We start from the raw sequence: 15,427 nt of genomic DNA on the forward strand, positions 1-15,427 counted from the left end.
TTTAAAATTCAAAGGTTTCCATAAACTTGGTGGTGAAATTACCGGCACGGAAGTTAGGATCCTGCAATAATTTAAGGTGGAATGGTATAGTTGTTTTTACACCTTCTATCACAAATTCACTTAAAGCTCTCTCCATGGTACTCAATGCTTCATCACGGGTTTGCGCCACGCAGATCACCTTCGCTATCATTGAGTCATAGTTTGGCGGGATCACATAACCGGTGTACACATGTGTATCTATACGCACGCCATGACCTCCTGGTGAATGGAAATTGGTGATTTTACCAGGTGAGGGACGGAAACCATTAAACGGATCTTCGGCGTTAATACGGCACTCGATAGCATGCATGGTTGGCTCGTAGTTTTTGCCAGAAATAGGTATACCTGCAGCAACTTTGATTTGCTCTTTAATAAGATCAAAGTTGATTACTTCTTCGGTAACCGGATGCTCTACCTGTATACGGGTGTTCATTTCCATAAAGTAGAAATTACGGTCTTTATCAACCAAAAACTCTACGGTACCGGCACCTTCATATTTAACGGCTTTGGCGCCTTTTATAGCTGCATCGCCCATTTTTTTACGCAGTTTTTCGGTCATGAACGGAGATGGCGACTCCTCAACCAGTTTCTGGTGACGGCGCTGGATAGAACAGTCACGCTCAGAAAGGTGACATACTTTACCATATTGATCGCCCACTACCTGTATTTCGATGTGGCGCGGATCCTGTACATATTTTTCCAGGTAAAGTCCGTCATTGCCAAAAGCAGCACCCGACTCAGCACGGGCCGAATCCCAGGCGTTCTCGAACTCTTCGTCTTTCCAAACAATACGCATACCACGGCCACCACCACCGGCAGTCGCTTTTAATATAACCGGGTAACCAATTTTATTGGATATGGCGATGCCTTGTTTTACATCGGTAAGTAAACCTTCTGATCCTGGAACAATAGGTACGCCGGCTTTTTTCATGGTTTCTTTTGCCGAGGCCTTATCGCCCATTTTATTGATCTGATCGGCAGTTGCACCAATAAATTTGATACCATAATCGGCACAGATGGCCGAAAATTTAGCATTCTCAGACAAAAATCCGTAGCCCGGATGTATCGCATCCGCATTGGTAAGTTCGGCTGCCGAAATGATATTAGGAATACTTAAGTAAGAATCGCGACTTGGAGGCGGACCTATGCAAACAGCTTCGTCAGCAAAACGTACATGAAGACTATCACGGTCGGCGGTTGAATATACAGCTACGGTTTTTATACCCATCTCTTTGCAGGTACGGATAATGCGTAAGGCAATTTCACCCCGGTTAGCTATTAATATTTTTTTAAACATCTTTTTTTAAATGTGCAGATTACAAATGTGCAAATATGCAGATGATAAATTACAGATATGCAGATGCGCAAATTATAAATGTGCAGATGAATTAAAACTGATCATCTGCACATCTGAAATCCGCATATCTGCACATCTACTAAATAGGTTCTACTAAAAATAAAGGTTGATCGTATTCAACGGGAGATGCATTGTCAACCAATACTTTGACGATACGTCCTGAAATTTCAGACTCGATCTCGTTAAAAAGTTTCATGGCTTCGATGATGCAAACAACAGTACCTGTTTTTATCTCATCGCCAACATTTACAAATAACGGCTTGTCAGGACTGGCCGAACGGTAAAAAGTGCCGATCATTGGAGATTTGATAGTAAGATACTTGGAGGTATCCGCCGCTGCCGGAGCAACCGGAGCCGCAGGCTCTGCTGCTGCAACTGGAGCAACCGGTAATGCTACCGGGGCAGTTTGCGCCGGGATACTTGCATGAATAACCTGTGGTTGTACCTCGTTGGTTTTTATGGTAATCTTAAAATCTTTTTGCTCAATTGACACTTCGTTTACGCCTGATTTTGAAACAAAACGAATAAGGTCCTGAATTTGTTTAATATCCATACTTTGGGATTGAGTGGTTTTGGATAAAGTTTATTATCTAAGTTAATATGATAATGTGCAAACTGGCAATATGCAAATAAGCAGACTGCAAATGTGCAAATGTTTTTTATGATTTAGCTATAAATTTAGTAACATATTAAAATGAACAGATGTTTTATTTTTGTGACCTGTACAGTTAATAAGCCCATTTTAAATAAATAGAACCCCAGGTAAATCCACCTCCAAATGCCGCTAAAATAAGATTATCACCTTTTTTAAACTTGCTCTCCCACTCCCACAAACATAATGGAATTGTTCCATTAGTAGTGTTACCATAACGTTCAATATTGATGATCACTTTATCGGCACTTAAACCGGTGCGGCTGGCGGTAGCGTCAATGATCCGCTTATTGGCCTGATGAGGTACCAACCAGGCCACATCATCAGCACTAAGAGCATTGCGCTCCATTACTTCATGGGCTACATCGGCCATGTTGGTTACCGCAAACTTAAATACTGCAGGGCCTTCCTGATAAGCAAAATGCTCACGGGCCTCTACGGTTTCATGCGTTGCAGGTTTTACAGAACCTCCGGCTTTTTGATGTAAATATTGTGCACCCGCGCCATCGCTTTTCAGGATAGAATCCATAATGCCATAGCCGTCGGTATTAGGTTCAAGCAATACTGCGCCGCAACCATCACCAAAAATAATGCAGGTAGCGCGGTCCTCGTAATTTATTATCGACGACATTTTATCGCCGCCAACTACCAATACCTTTTTATGTTTACCATTTTCAATAAACTGGGCACCTGTGGTAAGGCCAAATATAAACCCGGAACAGGCGGCCTGAAGGTCAAAACCCCATGCGTTCACTGCACCAATTTTGTTGGCCAGGATGTTTGCTGTTGCCGGAAATGGCATATCGGGCGTAGTTGTGCAAAAAATAACAAGGTCAATTTCCTCGGCACTTATACCTCGTTTTTTTAACAAGCCATTAACCGCGGGAACTGCCATATCAGATGTACCCAAGCCCTCGCCTTTAAGTATACGGCGCTCTTTAATGCCAGTACGGCTTACAATCCACTCATCGTTGGTATCAACCAGTGTTTCAAGCTCCTGGTTGGTTAGGATATAGTCGGGAACGTAACCATGTACAGCAGTAATAGCAGCATGAATTTTACTCATCTTTTATCTTTTTACTGAAAAGCTAGTTTAATTTTGTCCACCAATTTGCTCTCAATCATGTTTTTTGATAAAAGGATCATGTTTTTGATAGCTTCTGGACTCGAGATGCCATGGCCCACAACTACCGGTGCATTTACACCCAGAATAGGGCTGCCACCGTATTGCTCATAATTGAACCGGTCAAAAAACTCATCTTTAAGCTGTTTTTTTCGTGTTATCACATAAAACGATTCGGCCAGCTTTAATATGACGTTACCGGTAAAGCCATCACATACATACACATCGGCAGTTTCACTAAACAGATCGCGTCCTTCAACGTTACCTACAAAGTTAAACAGGGATGTTTCTTTCATTAGAGGGTAAGTTGCCTGACTTAGAATATTACCTTTTTCTTCTTCTTCGCCAATGTTCATTAACGCCACACGCGGATTGGCTATATCATATACCGACTGTGCGAGTAAGCTACCCAACACACCAAACTGCACCAGAACATCTGGCTTACAATCGGCATTGGCACCTACATCCAACAAAATACCCAAACCTCCTTTAAGTTTGGGTACAATAGTGGTCATAGCCGGGCGAATAACGCCGGGAATAGTTTTTACGCTGAACATGGCACCAACAAGCATGGCGCCGGTATTACCAGCCGATGAAAAAGCCTGTATTTGTCCCTCCTTAAGCAATTGAAAGCCCACCGAAATACTTGAATCCGGTTTTTGAACAATCGCTTTTGTAGGATGCTCGCCCATACCTATCACTTCGGTTGTGTGTACAAACTCAAAATGATCGGGGCTCATATTGTTTTCCTGAAGAATAGTGGCAGCAATTTCTTTATCGCCAATGAGCACCAGTTTTTGGTCGGCAGATAAAGCCTTATAAGCTTCGATTGCCCCTAAAACGGCTGCTTTGGGAGCAAAATCACCGCCCATAATATCTAAGCCAATCTTCATTTTCAGAAAATTAAACTTATGCTACTGCTGCTTTCTCTATCAGTAATTTACCGTTGTAGTAAACATTACCATCAACAGTATAAGCTCTGTGCGGTAAATGCACGGCACCTGTAGTTTGGCAGGTAGTTAAAGTTGGAGCTTCAGCTTTGTAGTGTGTTCTACGCTTATCTCTTCTTGATTTGGATATTTTACGTTTTGGATGTGGCATGATCCTGTTATTTGTTATTTATTTATTTTCCTGAGAACATCCCACCGTGGGTCTGTCTGCTCATTTTGTCCTTCATTTCCCGAAAGGTTATTTAACTTTTCGAGCATCTCTTTATCACAATAAGAGGTGTTACCCTCATCGCCGCATACCGATATAAATGGCATGGCAACGTTTATATATTCATATATCAACCCTGCTACATTGATCTCATGATCATTTTTATTCAGGGTGATGATCTCATCATCTTCATCAATCACCTCGTCGCTAAACTTGGCGATCTGTTGTTCGGTTATATCCAATGGCTGCGGATATTCAGCCAGACACCTGTCGCAGGTGGCATTAACAGTTCCGCTGATATGAAAATCCAAGATCAGCATGGTTTCCTGTTTATCCAATTCTACCTGGCACTGCAGATTAGCCTTTTTTACAAGCGAGTAGTCAAACTCGTCAAAAAAAGCATCGTCAACAGTGAATTCAAACTGGTGTTTTCCCAGTTTAAGCCCTGTAAAAGGAATCGAATATGTTCTAAGCGATTTCAATGAGCAACAATTAGCCCGCAAATGTAGGGAAAAATACCATAACTGGAAACTGTTTTTTTAATTTGCTTGTAGGCCTGGTAAAACACCAATGGTTAAAGGTAAAGATAATATTGTAATCTACAATGCTAATTATCAGAAACAGGGCATAATATAAACCAAATACCATTTCGGTATTTGAAAATCGATAGGCGATATTGGGGTCAAGCACGCCTTTTTTGATGTTTTATTGAGCCAGTATTTATGGGTTAAATCGGGATTGTTTTTACTTGATCAGGCTTTTATCATTGAGTGGGATGAGTATGTAAAGCAGATCGCAAATGGCCTGAAGTTTTTTTTCTGATAGGGTGTTTTTACCTGTAAGAAACAGGCTTACTTCTTCGTCACTGCCAACAATAAATGTTAGGTGAGACGGATTCATTTCGAACATTTCCATTTTAAGTTTAATCACATCTAAAAGAGCAAGCCGGGGCAACTCAATATTTGTGGCTTCGTAATGCCAGATGAGTGGTAGCAATAAAGATGGTTCACCAAATTCAGGTGTATCCGGCTTCGATTCAAATAGGGCGATCGCCCTATCCAAGGCATTTTCATATTCGGTTTTAGTTTGGAGATCAAACTCACTAACTATATGATCTTCAATTTTAGATGGAAATATTTCCGGAGCATTACCCAAATGAACATTGGTAAGATCAACAGGTATACCTACGGAAACAGTTTCATCGGATTCGCCCGACTCATAAAGGTTACCATCTTCTGTATTTACGGATGGTTCCGAAAATTCTGGGGCTTCGATTCGAATAGTGGTGGTAAACACTTTTCGCTGCGAGTCAGGGTATTTAGCCTTCAGCTTTTCAAACTCTCTTTCCTGGTGTTCAACAAGGGCTGCCTTAGCGCCAAGCCAAACAATATACCCGATTTTAAGCCATGGATTAAATTTAAATTCGACTGAATAATCGCCTCGACCTAAATCAAACCATCCGTTAAGTATATAATCAATAGGTTGATTTTTATGATCTTTAAACAAACTTTTGCCTTGTGAGTAAGGAAATTCTTTAATCCAGGTTAAAAAAGCGGTTTTAGCCTCGAGATGTTGCGCAATATAATCGGCTATTTTATTTTTGGTGATGAAGTACATATAACTAAGATAAGAAGCCTAATGCTAAAAGCTGTATTTGCTTTATGATTTGGGCCTTTGACTTTAAGCCTTAAGCTATATTTTCAGCCGGATATTGATCTTATCCAACAAGCCGGTTAGCCAAACCATTACAAATGCAAATAAGATACATTTGATTAATCCGCCGGTTCCCTGGTTTAGGTATTCAGGGTAGCCCAGGTTGCTCATTTCATATATGGGGTAAAACAAAAAAGGTACAATATAACAGGTAAATGTATTGGTACCGGCCGGCTCAATGATCTTGAACCAACTATATTTATGTTTAAAATCAACCACGTAAATAAAAATAGCATACATCACTAAGCTAATGCCTGTACAAATGAGCACCCATGAAGGGGTATCACGTGCTTTGGAAATACCACCACTAAAGTACCGTACAATAAAGCCCATGTTAAACATGATGATAGCGATCATGAACAGGGCAGCCCATAATAGTTTAAGCTCATTATTAGCTTTAAGCCGCATATAGAGTACGGATACAAACACGCCCGACATGGTAAAGGCCTGCATGGCCCCGTTGCCGGCTATCCATACATATTTTTGCAGGGGAGCCAGGAAGTTGAGGAAGCCAAAGTGAAAATCGATGTTAAAGAACATGAAGAATATCCATGCCGCTGCCTGGATCCATAAATATCCGCCTGAGTAATAGTATATCAGCGCACAAAGTAGGTATGCCCAGCCAATCAGTCCCAGGATGCCCCACCACGTAAAATGCAGCCAGGTATGCCCCGGATCGCTGGTTTTATAGAGGATGGACATGGCCAGGAGCAACGCAATGCCAAAACCTTGTAAAATGTACCGCTTAAGCTTGGAGGTGTCTTTACCGTAATCTAAAAAGATAAAGAAGAAGCTAAATGTAACCAGGCTTTCCCAAACGGGCTTGGGCAGCAGTGTAGTAACCTCATTATAGGTTTCCATATTGGCGTGGTAAAAGCCAATGAACACCAATGCGAACGAGCGGCTCATGATGCGCCACAACTGTTTATAATCGCCGCTCTTTAACCTGTTTTGAAACGCAAATGGTATGGATAAACCTACGATAAATAAAAACGCAGGGAAAATAGTATCGGCTAAGCCTAAAGCATCAACGTTTTCGCCAGCATGTTTGAGCCAGTTTGGTGTATTTGGAATACCGTCGAGGTCATTCACAAATATCATCAGGAACATGGTTACCGCACGAAAAGCGTCAATGGACCGGACTCGACTAAAAAAATCATTCATTAAAGTGGTAAATGCGATAACTAAGCAAATGTTTTAATCTAACGTTAATTAAATTGAAACATTATTATTACAGACCGGATATTTAATCTCTGTCGCGGCTCAGTTTGGTAAATACCAATGGATTTTCATTTAGCTCCAGGGTTTCACGGCGATGTTTCACAATATGTATAGCCGTAAACAGCGCCTCGCGGAAGGAGATTTCCGAAGCCTGATTCTTACCGGCTATGTCATAAGCGGTACCATGATCGGGCGAAGTGCGAACGAAGTTTAAACCAGCGGTAAAATTAACTCCCGATTCAAAAGCTATTTGCTTAAAAGGAATAAGTCCCTGGTCATGATACATGGCCAGTACAGCGTCAAATTGTAAATAAGTTCCGTTGGCAAAAAAACCATCGGCCGAGTATGGGCCAAAGGCCATGATGTCATTATTGCGGGCCTCTTCAATGGCCGGTATGATCACTTCTTTTTCCTCGCTGCCGATCAGGCCGTTATCACTGGCATGGGGGTTAAGACCCAGCACCGCGATTTTTGGTTTGCGTATCCAGAAATCATTTTGCAGGCTTTGGTTCATCAGCTTAAGCTTAGCCAGTATTTTTTCGCCGGTAATGCTTTCTGATACTTTACTGATAGGGATATGTCCGGTTACAACGCCAACCCGCAGGGTATCGCTCACCAGAAACATCAGCGATTCGGCCGCGCCATCGCGCTGTTGTAAATATTCCGTATGACCCGGAAAATTAAACTGATCGCTTTGTATGTTGTCTTTATTGATAGGTGCTGTGATCAGGGCATCGATATAACCCTCTTTCAGGTCAAAAGTTGCACGCTCCAAAGAGATAAAGGCGTATTTGCCACCGGCCTCAGTAACCTGGCCCATTTCAATTTTCACATCTTCTTCCCAGCAATTGATCATGTTGGGTTTTTTGGGTTGCGATTGTGACGGATCGTTAATAACATGAAAATTAAGCTCATTAACCTGGGTTGCACGGCGGTGAAACGAGGCAACCTTGGTATGCCCGTAAACAATGGGGGTACAATAATCGTAAATGCGGGCATCCGCCAGTGTTTTGATAATTATTTCTAATCCAATGCCATTTACATCACCTATGCTTATCCCTACTTTAATTTTTTCGCTCATGTTATTATGTATGATTACACGGATCATTCATTGATTTCATCGATTTTGGGATGATTTCACTGATGATGATCTGTGATTATTTTCGTTAATAATTCGTGGCTCAGACCTTCCCTTTTGCCCTTAACCTTTCGCCTTTTACTTCGTTTTTTTACTGCAAATAAAAGATTTTAAGCTTATAGTTCCCGAATAAAGCACAAATATGCCTTAATTTGCTCAAATATTTGATTAATAATGACGTTGGTAAGGGCAAAAAAACATTTAGGGCAACATTTTCTTACAGATAAAAATATCGCGGCCAAAATTGTGGACAGCCTGAAACCCGATGGCCGTTACAACCACGTATTGGAAGTTGGCCCGGGTATGGGTATCCTGTCCGACTTTTTATTGCAGAAACCGGAGTATGAAACATCCCTCATAGATATTGATGAGGAATCATATCAGTATCTGCAAAAAAAATACCCCCAGCTGGGCAATCGCCTCATTAATGCCGACTTTCTGGAGATGGATTTTAAAGGCGTATTTAACGGGTCGCTGGCTATTATTGGTAATTTCCCCTATAATATATCCTCCCAGATATTATTTAAAGTGCTCGACAACCGCCAGCAGGTGGTTGAGGTAGTGGGCATGTTCCAGAAGGAAGTGGCCGAACGCTGCGCCGCCAAAGCAGGTAGCAAGGAATATGGCATCCTAAGTGTATTTTTACAGGCCTATTACAAGGTTGAGTACTTATTTACCGTAAAAGCCGGTGTGTTTAACCCGCCACCCAAGGTACTTTCGGCAGTGATCAGGCTGACGCGGAATAGTGCGGAGGGGCTGGATTGCGACGAGAAGCTGTTTTGGCAAATTGTAAAGGCGGGTTTTAACCAGCGCCGCAAAACCCTGCGTAATGCCATATCATCATTGATCAACAAAGAACAAATGACCGGTAATGCGACCCTCGACCTACGGGCCGAACGCCTCACCGTTGCCGATTTTGTAAAACTCACCAACGAAGTAGCGGCTGGCAGAAGTCCCCAATAAAAATTTATCCAAAAACTTTTTAAACCTTAGATTTTAACACTTTTCGTATCGAAATTGGGGCAAAAACGGCTTAAAAACGCTCGGAAAATCTCCATTTTAACACTTTTTAACAAATTCTGCTACGATTTTAACGTGTTTTTAAAACTTTAAAAAGTACTAATATATTGATATTAAAATAACTACGCGCCAAACGCGTCGGTTTTTGGCCTGGTTTGCTCTTAACTAAACAGGCCGGTTTCCTTTTTATTAGGAAACCGGCCTGCCGTTTTTATAAATATACCAAAATTTTGGCGGATTATCAAATGAACAATACTGTAAGCATTATACCTTGAGTGGCATACCTATGGCATGCGAGATACTTATCTTTTGTTGACTACAAAGGTTTTACCCCTACGGAGTATCTTTCTTTAATTTTATAGCAGTATATGTTCCCCCTTTAGCGGATTAGTCAATGGGGATCACTACCGGGTTATCTTGCATTTTTTTAACCATTTCGCCCATGCGTTTAATGAACAGGTAATTGGCAGTACCTCCAATTACAGCGCCTACCACAGGTATCATTCTTTCGGCGGTGCGGGTGCCCAGTACCATCAGGAATTTTTCGGCAATGCCCTCCATCATGGTTTTGGATATGGCTACGCCAGCCTCCACTCTTAACGAAGTGGCAACCAGACCCATAAAATCATTAAATTCAATTTGGTAACTGCCCTTATTATAATACATAACAGCCATGGTTACCCTGAACTGCTGGGTAATAAGGTTAGCAAAGTCAATGGGCATACCTGCTATCAGCGTAATCATACCGCCACTACCGGCTACAGCACCCGAACCGGCTGCCATAAGTGCGCATTGGTTTATAAACTTATCCAACCCCATGGTATCTACACCTTTCTTTATCTTGAGCTGATCTATATGGACAAATATCTGTTTAAAGCCACTATCGGCCAATTTTTCGGCCTGGTGTTTTATATCAGCGCCCAGTTTTTTTATTTTGATTAATTTCATGTCTGTAATTACTTTTAAGTTGGGAGTATGGAGCTATAAGTAAAAAAACTCCCTATTTAATACTCAGGACTTTAGACTTATAAAGCCATTCCCGTGCCAATTTATAAAGGCATGCAAAATGGCAGACTATTATTTGGATGTTATTACTTCGCCTTTGTCATTCAGCGTTTCTATAACCGGCTGGTTTTGGGAATTGATATAAATTTTCAGCCGGGGCTTGCCTTTATCATCCCGCAAAAACAAGCCTACCTCGCCTTTGGTGTTTTTGCCTACAAAAAGCCGCTCGGCGGTTATTACTCCCGGTTGCTGTAGCTTTTTGATGCCGGCATTGTAGGCTGCTGTATCCTTTAGTTTCTTCAGCGAATCTATATTGGCCATTACCTTGGTTGAGGGATAATTATCGTATTTATCCCACAGTTTAAAGCCATAGCTGCGTTGCATGGTTTTACCCTCGTTATACTGATTATATTGTAACTGCATGATCTGATCGTTCAGGTATTGATCAATAGAATAAACCATACCGGCGCCCTTTTTGTTGCCATCGTACACCAGTCCGCCGCATTCGTCGCCATCATCATTAAAAAATATCATACCGGCAGGGCGGTCACGTTTGGGTAGCTCTTTACCCCCGAGGGTTCCCGGGTGCTGACGGTCGTGATTACTGATGGCCATACGGATCTGGCCATTAGCATCAACAATATCGATACGTTCGGCGGTGATATGTTTAAAATGTTCGTTGTCGCTATTGTTCTGTCTGAACGCTGTTACTATTAATGCCAATACCAGCATGGTTAAAATACCTGAGTATATTTTTAACGCCTTCATTTGTTTCTGTAAGTTTTCCATAATTGAGATTTGTTGCTAAACAAATATATTTAAATGCGGGCGAAACGACTCCCACAATCTGCGCAAGTATAAAGAGTGGGCAAAGTCTTTAAAAAACAGCGTCATTGCGAAAATAAAGTGTTCAAACCCTAAAATATATTCAAACTGTAAAAATCAAGGATACAATAAATAGCTAATGGCTAATAATAGGAGGTTTTGTAGATTTGCCCTTTCCTAATATTGCGAAATTGAAAAATAACATTCTTATTGTTGACGATGTGCACCCCATATTTATGGAGATGGCCACCACCAAAGGTTACCAGTGCGATTACAAACCACTGATCAAAGCCGATGAGGCTTTGCAGATCATTGGCGACTATGCCGGCTTGGTGATCCGCTCCAAATTCAGGGTTGATAAACAAGTGATAAATATGGGAACCAACCTGCGTTTTGTGGCGCGCGCCGGCGCCGGTATGGATAATATTGACGAGGCTTACGCTGCCGAAAAAGGTATCAGCCTAATCAACGCGCCTGAAGGCAACTCCGATGCTGTTGGCGAACATGCCATTGGTTTGCTGCTATCGTTGATGAATAATTTAAATAAAGGCGATGCCGAGATACGCGGCGGCAGCTGGCAACGCGAAGCCAATCGCGGATTTGAACTCAAAGGTAAAACCGTTGGTATTATTGGTTATGGGCACATGGGGCATAGCTTCGCCCGTAAACTATCTGGTTTCCAGGTAGAGGTAATTGCTTATGATAAATACAAAACCGGCTTTAGCGATCGCTACGCCCGCGAAGTAAGCATGGAGGATATCGTGAAACATAGCGATGTATTGAGTCTGCATATACCGCTTACGCCCGAAACAAACGGACTGGTGGATGATGAATATCTTTTCCACTTTAAAAAGCCTATATTTTTTATCAATACCTCGCGCGGTAAAACCGCTAAAGTGAGTGCCGTACTGAACGCTATTAAGCAGGGCAAAATACTGGGTGCTGGCTTAGATGTGCTGGAAGTAGAAAAATTCCCGGCCCTGGCCGAGCAGGTATGGTTTGATGAATTGCGCCAAAGCGGCCGGGTGCTACTGAGCCCCCACGTTGCCGGCTGGACATTTGACTCGTACCGCAAAATAAGCGAGGTAATGGCAGAGAAATTGGCTGCGGTATAATAATGTGTAGATTTTAAATGTGCAAATATGCAGATGAGAAAGAGCATTATTAATCATCTGCACATTTAAAATCTGCACATCTGCACATCAAATAAATTTGGATATTAAAATTTAAATAACTTATCTTCGTTAAATACAAAAGCAAGACTATGTAGGCTCGGGCCCATGTAGTCTTGTTTGTTTTTAGAGTCATTGCGTCCTTCTTAAAACAAGGGGGGCGGTTTTTTTTGGATGACCAACAGAATACACATTTAATAATTTAATGTTATGGCAGAGGTATCATACTTTACCAAAGATGGTTTAGAGAAATTAAAGGAAGAATTACAACGATTAAAAACAACCGGACGCTCGGATATATCAAAAGCTATAGCCGAGGCACGAGATAAAGGTGACCTTTCTGAGAACGCGGAATACGATGCCGCAAAAGAAGCACAGGGTTTGCACGAAGCTAAAATAGCGCAGATGCAGGAAACCCTGGCTAACGCCCGATTGCTTGATGAGTCGAAACTGGATGTATCAAAAGTATTGGCATTATCTATCGTAAAGATCAAAAATCTTAAAAACGGCACTACCATGAGCTACCAGCTGGTAGCTGAAAGCGAAGCTGATATGAAAGCCGGTAAAATATCGGTAACATCGCCTATTGCTAAAGGCTTGCTGGGTAAAAAGGTTGGTGAAACAACAGAGATCACCGTACCTGCCGGCGTAATTGAATTTGAGATACTGGAGATCAATAGGTAAGGTGAATGGTTGATTAGGTGAGTGGTTTTTTAAGTTTTAAAAGCCCTTAAACCAATCAACCGCCCACTTAATCAACTTAATAAACCACTCATCAATCATGAGCATTTTTTCAAAAATAATAGCGGGAGAAATCCCTGCGCATGTAGTAGCTGAAAGTAATGAGTTTTTGGCTTTTCTGGATATTAGTCCGCTGGCCGAAGGGCATGTGCTGGTAATACCCAAAAAAGAGGTTGACTATATATTTGACCTGGACGACGAAACCTATACCGGGCTACATATTTTCGCGAAAATTGTGGCAACAGGGCTCAAAAAGGCTATCCCCTGTAAAAAAGTTGGCGTGGCGGTGATTGGTTTAGAAGTGCCCCATGCCCACATCCACCTGATACCCATGAACCGGGTTGACGACATGAATTTTGCCCGTCCCAAATTAAGCTTTACTCCCGAAGAATTGAGCGCTACCAAAGAAAAGATCAAGGCCGCGTTGCGGGACTGAGTTACTGTATAGATGTGCAGATAAAAACATTTGTCATTCTGAGCGAAGCGAAGAATCTGATCTACAAGATACAAGTCAGCTAATAGATCCTTCGCTCCGCTCAGGATGACAAACTTTTATAATCAAATTTAATCTACCCTGCGCTAATCTCTCGAAAACCTGAAATTATCAAAGATAAACTCACTGACAGCAGGCGAATTTCAAATTGACATTTTTCCTGATCCTGATTTTCAGCCCGACTCAACAGCTAATGTTCATGAGTATAACGCCGTTTATGTTAATGAAGAGGGTTATCAATCTACATCAGCTTTTGGAATAAAGATTTATAAGGAGGGCTCACTTTTGAATAGTGCACTTATTGGTGCATCCGGCGGAGGTACGGCAATTCATGCAACCGGAATGATCGTTGAACCTGAAAAATTGGTGATCTGTTGCTCTGACAGTGTATTTTGCATGGCTATACCAACCTTATTGTTACAGTGGAAAACAAAAGGAGATTTTGCTACCTGTTTTGAAGTATTCAAATACAAATCAGACTACATTGTTCATGGTGAAGTGGAGATCAGTCGTTTAAGCACAGATGGGGATATCATTTGGCAGCAGAGCGGTGCAGATATTTTTGTAACGCTAGATAGCAATGAGGCTGAATTTATTATTACTGACGATTACATTTTAGCTACCGACTGGGAAAACAGAAAATATAAGTTCGATTTTGACGGAAACGTTATTCGATAAAATCTACCGTTGCCACCGCGAGCGTCCCGTTTAACTTAAACCAAAGGCTTTAGCTATTCTGCTAATAACAATCTGCAGCATTGGGCTAAAGCCTTGTTTTTGTAGCCAATTATCCGTTGGCTGAAGCCAACGGCAATGAATTAACTATTTATCATCCTTTTTAATTCATTGCCGTCCCTTTTAAGGGGCGGATAAATAGATCAACAGCCGATGGCTTTAGCCTAACCTCCTACTGCGAAGATTTGATTTGCCTATTTCTGCCCCTCACCCAATGAAGGAATCACACTCTATTTCTCCTTTATAGACTCAGGACTTCAAACTTTCGACTAAAGACTTCCAACAAGATGCGCTGGCAAAGGCATATGCTCACTGAATTTATCTGGCAGTGGTGCCATTCGTCCGTTTTGCAGCGGGATCAGTCCAGACCAGATAGGCAATGCCTCATCTTCTTCGTCGTCAACCGGCATACCTGAGCGGATCTTGGCCGATGCCTCATCTATTTTGAAAGCCAAAGCCGTTGTTTTACGTACTTCGTTTTCTTTAATAGGCCGCAGGTAATCCCAGCTGCCGGGTACAATTTTATCGGTGAGCCATTTAAAGGCTTCTATTTTATCCTCCACACTTTCCACTTTTTCGGCTTGCGCAAATATCACTACCGAGCGATAATTCACCGAGTGGTTAAAAGCCGATTTGGCTACCACCAGGGCATCCATCAGCGTTACTGTGATACAAACCGGGATGCCTTTTTCCAGCTCGCGGATAAAGTGACTACCTACCGAACCATGTATGTAAATTTTATCCTCATAACGCACAAAAGCTGTGGGAATGGAGAATGGTTTATTTTCATACGAATAGCTAATGGTGCAATAAAGGGCTTCATCAAGTATACTATGGATGGTTTCCGGTTCATAGTTGGCCCTTTTAGCCGACCGGCTCGGAACGAGATGCGATTTTGGAGTTGCCATAATTTTGTTTTATGTATTTAATATTAAAAATCCCCTCTTGAGGGGGCGCGTAAGGTTTAGTAGTGGCAGGGGTGTGTTTACGCGTTCATTCCGCCTTGATAAACACGCCCTCCGCCCCTCTCAAGAG

The 15,427-nt window shown here is 41.9% G+C and carries 17 protein-coding genes; 5 read left to right on the top strand and 12 right to left on the bottom strand.

The genetic code is table 11. From position 1 onward, the window contains the following. Position 1: 1 nt before the first annotated feature. The 9 genes from accC to pdxA all read right to left on the bottom strand — a co-directional run bounded on the left by accC (position 2) and on the right by pdxA (position 8,344). Positions 2-1,336 carry an acetyl-CoA carboxylase biotin carboxylase subunit gene (gene accC, locus BW976_RS13690; protein WP_076373865.1) on the bottom strand — a complete coding sequence of 445 codons (1,335 nt, stop codon included), beginning with the start codon at positions 1,334-1,336 and terminating at the stop codon, positions 2-4. A gap of 139 nt (positions 1,337-1,475) precedes the next feature. Beyond that, positions 1,476-1,949 carry an acetyl-CoA carboxylase biotin carboxyl carrier protein gene (gene accB, locus BW976_RS13695; protein ID WP_076373866.1) on the bottom strand — a complete coding sequence of 158 codons (474 nt, stop codon included), beginning with the start codon at positions 1,947-1,949 and terminating at the stop codon, positions 1,476-1,478. A gap of 175 nt (positions 1,950-2,124) precedes the next feature. Continuing rightward, positions 2,125-3,114, bottom strand: a complete 990-nt coding sequence (locus tag BW976_RS13700) for a beta-ketoacyl-ACP synthase III (protein ID WP_076373867.1) — start codon at positions 3,112-3,114, stop codon at positions 2,125-2,127. An 11-nt stretch (positions 3,115-3,125) separates the two neighbouring features. Next, positions 3,126-4,064, bottom strand: coding sequence for a phosphate acyltransferase PlsX (gene plsX / locus BW976_RS13705; protein ID WP_076373868.1), 939 nt, complete (start codon positions 4,062-4,064; stop codon positions 3,126-3,128). A gap of 16 nt (positions 4,065-4,080) precedes the next feature. Next, positions 4,081-4,272 carry a 50S ribosomal protein L32 gene (gene rpmF / locus BW976_RS13710; protein WP_076373869.1) on the bottom strand — a complete coding sequence of 64 codons (192 nt, stop codon included), beginning with the start codon at positions 4,270-4,272 and terminating at the stop codon, positions 4,081-4,083. A gap of 14 nt (positions 4,273-4,286) precedes the next feature. Continuing rightward, on the bottom strand, positions 4,287-4,811 hold the full coding sequence (locus BW976_RS13715; protein WP_076373870.1) for a YceD family protein: 525 nt from the start codon (positions 4,809-4,811) through the stop codon (positions 4,287-4,289). Positions 4,812-5,073: 262 nt separating this feature from the next. After that, entirely contained in the window at positions 5,074-5,946 is an 873-nt protein-coding gene (locus BW976_RS13720) for a hypothetical protein (protein ID WP_076373871.1), read from the bottom strand. Between the two features lie 75 nt (positions 5,947-6,021). Beyond that, positions 6,022-7,206 carry a heparan-alpha-glucosaminide N-acetyltransferase domain-containing protein gene (locus BW976_RS13725; protein WP_076373872.1) on the bottom strand — a complete coding sequence of 395 codons (1,185 nt, stop codon included), beginning with the start codon at positions 7,204-7,206 and terminating at the stop codon, positions 6,022-6,024. Positions 7,207-7,288: 82 nt separating this feature from the next. Continuing rightward, positions 7,289-8,344, bottom strand: coding sequence for a 4-hydroxythreonine-4-phosphate dehydrogenase PdxA (gene pdxA / locus BW976_RS13730; RefSeq protein WP_076374002.1), 1,056 nt, complete (start codon positions 8,342-8,344; stop codon positions 7,289-7,291). A gap of 231 nt (positions 8,345-8,575) precedes the next feature. On the opposite strand from pdxA, the gene rsmA reads away from it, so the two are divergent. Continuing rightward, positions 8,576-9,364, top strand: a complete 789-nt coding sequence (gene rsmA / locus BW976_RS13735) for a 16S rRNA (adenine(1518)-N(6)/adenine(1519)-N(6))-dimethyltransferase RsmA (RefSeq protein ID WP_076373873.1) — start codon at positions 8,576-8,578, stop codon at positions 9,362-9,364. A 444-nt stretch (positions 9,365-9,808) separates the two neighbouring features. On the opposite strand, the gene BW976_RS13740 is transcribed toward rsmA, so the two are convergent. Then, the gene (locus BW976_RS13740; protein ID WP_076373874.1) at positions 9,809-10,369 is read right to left on the bottom strand and encodes a hypothetical protein; all 561 of its coding nucleotides are present in this window, start codon (positions 10,367-10,369) and stop codon (positions 9,809-9,811) included. Between the two features lie 129 nt (positions 10,370-10,498). Next, positions 10,499-11,215, bottom strand: a complete 717-nt coding sequence (locus BW976_RS13745) for a hypothetical protein (protein ID WP_076373875.1) — start codon at positions 11,213-11,215, stop codon at positions 10,499-10,501. Between the two features lie 227 nt (positions 11,216-11,442). Here BW976_RS13745 and BW976_RS13750 point away from each other — a divergent pair, with 227 nt between their 5' ends. The 4 genes from BW976_RS13750 (at position 11,443) to BW976_RS13765 (ending at position 14,335) form a co-directional block, all read left to right on the top strand. Further along, positions 11,443-12,366, top strand: a complete 924-nt coding sequence (locus BW976_RS13750; protein ID WP_076373876.1) for an NAD(P)-dependent oxidoreductase — start codon at positions 11,443-11,445, stop codon at positions 12,364-12,366. Positions 12,367-12,633: 267 nt separating this feature from the next. Next, positions 12,634-13,107: a transcription elongation factor GreA gene (gene greA, locus BW976_RS13755; protein WP_076373877.1), complete on the top strand. Its 474-nt coding sequence runs from the start codon at positions 12,634-12,636 to the stop codon at positions 13,105-13,107. A gap of 94 nt (positions 13,108-13,201) precedes the next feature. Continuing rightward, entirely contained in the window at positions 13,202-13,600 is a 399-nt protein-coding gene (locus BW976_RS13760) for an HIT family protein (protein ID WP_076373878.1), read from the top strand. 342 nt (positions 13,601-13,942) lie between these two features. After that, on the top strand, positions 13,943-14,335 hold the full coding sequence (locus tag BW976_RS13765; protein WP_084192190.1) for a hypothetical protein: 393 nt from the start codon (positions 13,943-13,945) through the stop codon (positions 14,333-14,335). A 326-nt stretch (positions 14,336-14,661) separates the two neighbouring features. Here the strand turns inward: BW976_RS13765 and BW976_RS13770 are convergent, their stop codons facing one another. Further along, positions 14,662-15,300, bottom strand: coding sequence for a pyridoxamine 5'-phosphate oxidase family protein (locus BW976_RS13770; RefSeq protein WP_076373879.1), 639 nt, complete (start codon positions 15,298-15,300; stop codon positions 14,662-14,664). Positions 15,301-15,427: the final 127 nt, after the last annotated feature.

The organism is Mucilaginibacter lappiensis, assembly GCF_900155965.1.
Classification (GTDB): domain Bacteria; phylum Bacteroidota; class Bacteroidia; order Sphingobacteriales; family Sphingobacteriaceae; genus Mucilaginibacter; species Mucilaginibacter lappiensis.

What these genes read in the sequence shown, in the direction of transcription:
- accC (WP_076373865.1), bottom strand. Translation starts at nt 1,336, where the DNA reads ATGTTTAAAAAAATATTAATAGCTAACCGGGGTGAAATTGCCTTACGC.
- BW976_RS13740 (WP_076373874.1), bottom strand. Translation starts at nt 10,369, where the DNA reads ATGAAATTAATCAAAATAAAAAAACTGGGCGCTGATATAAAACACCAG.
- BW976_RS13720 (WP_076373871.1), bottom strand. Translation starts at nt 5,946, where the DNA reads ATGTACTTCATCACCAAAAATAAAATAGCCGATTATATTGCGCAACAT.
- accB (WP_076373866.1), bottom strand. Translation starts at nt 1,949, where the DNA reads ATGGATATTAAACAAATTCAGGACCTTATTCGTTTTGTTTCAAAATCA.
- BW976_RS13725 (WP_076373872.1), bottom strand. Translation starts at nt 7,206, where the DNA reads ATGAATGATTTTTTTAGTCGAGTCCGGTCCATTGACGCTTTTCGTGCG.
- BW976_RS13700 (WP_076373867.1), bottom strand. Translation starts at nt 3,114, where the DNA reads ATGAGTAAAATTCATGCTGCTATTACTGCTGTACATGGTTACGTTCCC.
- pdxA (WP_076374002.1), bottom strand. Translation starts at nt 8,344, where the DNA reads ATGAGCGAAAAAATTAAAGTAGGGATAAGCATAGGTGATGTAAATGGC.
- BW976_RS13745 (WP_076373875.1), bottom strand. Translation starts at nt 11,215, where the DNA reads ATGGAAAACTTACAGAAACAAATGAAGGCGTTAAAAATATACTCAGGT.
- rpmF (WP_076373869.1), bottom strand. Translation starts at nt 4,272, where the DNA reads ATGCCACATCCAAAACGTAAAATATCCAAATCAAGAAGAGATAAGCGT.
- plsX (WP_076373868.1), bottom strand. Translation starts at nt 4,064, where the DNA reads ATGAAGATTGGCTTAGATATTATGGGCGGTGATTTTGCTCCCAAAGCA.
- rsmA (WP_076373873.1), top strand. Translation starts at nt 8,576, where the DNA reads ATGACGTTGGTAAGGGCAAAAAAACATTTAGGGCAACATTTTCTTACA.
- BW976_RS13770 (WP_076373879.1), bottom strand. Translation starts at nt 15,300, where the DNA reads ATGGCAACTCCAAAATCGCATCTCGTTCCGAGCCGGTCGGCTAAAAGG.
- greA (WP_076373877.1), top strand. Translation starts at nt 12,634, where the DNA reads ATGGCAGAGGTATCATACTTTACCAAAGATGGTTTAGAGAAATTAAAG.